Annotated in this window: 2 protein-coding genes and 1 pseudogene; 1 reads left to right on the top strand and 2 read right to left on the bottom strand. The window is 70.3% G+C overall.

Annotated elements, in window-relative coordinates; all coding sequences use genetic code 11:
* Positions 1-233: 233 nt before the first annotated feature.
* Both HV824_RS35585 and HV824_RS35580 read right to left on the bottom strand, forming a co-directional pair.
* Entirely contained in the window at positions 234-1,094 is an 861-nt protein-coding gene (locus tag HV824_RS35585; RefSeq protein ID WP_176421105.1) for a general secretion pathway protein GspE, read from the bottom strand.
* An 87-nt stretch (positions 1,095-1,181) separates the two neighbouring features.
* On the bottom strand, positions 1,182-1,550 hold the full coding sequence (locus tag HV824_RS35580; RefSeq protein WP_176421104.1) for an arsenate reductase family protein: 369 nt from the start codon (positions 1,548-1,550) through the stop codon (positions 1,182-1,184).
* Positions 1,551-1,655: 105 nt separating this feature from the next.
* Between HV824_RS35580 and HV824_RS35575 the strand changes: the two are divergent.
* Positions 1,656-1,948 (top strand): annotated as a pseudogene (locus tag HV824_RS35575) (right-handed parallel beta-helix repeat-containing protein); the annotation flags it as partial.

Genomic DNA, 1,948 nt, shown 5'->3' with positions numbered 1-1,948 from the left:
CTACACAAGGCTTTTCGTCGGCAGCGTCAGATGGGTATAAGAGACAGTGAGGGCTCCGGCGAGATTCCAGGGCGCCCGGAAGGACGCCATCTGTACCCATTTTCCGTGATCCCATTCCCCAGTTGCTTGGCCCCTTTAATTTTTGAGAATCGAGGCTCGAAATTTTCTCGAACCGAGTGAGTCTTCGTCCTACTCCACGCGCGGATGTGGCCCAATGGGCGCCAGGGTAGGGCTCAGTGTGAGTGTGGGACGGAGTCAGGAGCGCCCGGGTGGGGCCTCAGCCGGCGGACGGCGCGCAGCAGGAGCTCCTCGTCCCGGGGGCTGGCGAGGAAGCCGCGTGCGCCGAGCTCGCGGGCCCGTTCGAAGTTCTCGTCATCGCTGCCGTGGACGATGAGGGCGCCCTGGATGTGGACCTCCCCGGCGAGCAGGCCCTCCATGGCCTGGAGGGGCGCGAGCACGACGTCCTCTGGCCCGGTGTGAAGCACCTCCAAGGGGGTGGCGGTGCGGGCCTGGAAGCCGTGCCTCGACAGGAGCCGGGAGATGAGCACCGCCGTGACGGGCGGCCACCCGTAGAGCAGCAGGGGACCTCCGGGCGCGAGCGTGGGGGGCGCGGGCGGCTCGGCGGGCGGCTTGATGCCATAGAGGTGGGCCAGCGCGCGGGTCAGCGCCGCGTCCGAGGCGATGTGCGCTTCGACGCGCGGCATGCCGGACACGGCGCGAACGGCGTCCACGGCCTCCAGCGACACGGGGGCGGGCAGCGCGATGTGGAGCACTTCCCGCTCGCCCTGGTCCAGCAGCACCTTTTCGATGCGCAGCGGGACGACCCGGTACTGGCGCGCCAGGCGAGCGGGGATGTGGTTCCTCAGCCCGGCGTCGGGCGGGCTGCGTTCCAGGTCCACCGCGTCCACGCCGAGCTGCTCGGAGAGTCCGCGAAGCACGTCGGCTTCGGAGCAGAGGCCCTCTCGCACCAGCGCCCGCCCGAGCGGGACATGCACCTCATGGTGATGCACCAGTCCCACCCGGAGCTGGGCGCGGTTGAGCACTCCCCGTTCCAGGAGAATCTCGCCGAGCGGACGTCGTGAGCCAGTCTCCATGAAGACATGAGGTCTTCACGCGACGCCCCGGCCGGCGAGAGGCGGCGGGCCGCGGGCTCGCCGGGTTGCCTGCCTTGCTGGCGGGGCTCAGCCGCGCGAGGCGAGGTGCTGCTCGTAGACCTCGGGCTTGAAGCCCACGAGGACGGCGTCGCCGGTGACGAGCACGGGGCGCTTCACCAGCTTTCCATCCGCGGCCAGCCACTCGACCAGCTCCGCGTCGCTGGCGGCATCCACCTTCGCCTTGCCGAGCGCGCGGTAGCTCTGGCCGCTGGTGTTGAGCCACTTGCGGACAGAGACACCGCTGCGGGCAATCCACTGCTTCAGCTCCGCCACGGTGGGCGGCAGGTCGACGATGGGGCGCACCTGGTGGGCGACACCTTGCTCCTGCAGCCACTTCAGCGCCTTCTTGCAGGTGCCACAGCCCGAGTATGAGAGTACGAGGACGTCTTTCGCCATGCGCGCGCTTGTAACAGGGCACCCGCGCCCGTCCCAGCGGTGAGTCCCCGGGTCGTCCGGCCCCGGTTTGCGAGCCGCGAGCAGCGCGTGTTAGCGCCAAGGGACATGAAAGCCTTCCGCCGCTCGCGTTCATTGTTCGCGCTCCCCGTGGTCCTGGTGCTCGCCGCCTGTTCGTCGGGGCCGGAGGACAGGCCCGCTCCCGGAGACGACGCGGGCGTGACGGACGGCGGCGCGGACGCGGGCACACCGGACAGCGGCACCGACGCGGGCGTGACGGACAGCGGCACCGACGCGGGCACACCGGACGCGGGGCCGGACATCGAGGTCCCCGAGGATGGCGGCACGATTGTCAGGGGGACGTTGACGGGGCGGCTCACGGTGGGGGGCTCGCCGTACCG

Origin of the sequence: Myxococcus sp. AM009, from assembly GCF_013372605.1 — a bacterium.
Lineage (GTDB): Bacteria > Myxococcota > Myxococcia > Myxococcales > Myxococcaceae > Myxococcus > Myxococcus vastator.
This window is presented reverse-complemented; position numbering and strand designations above follow the sequence as displayed.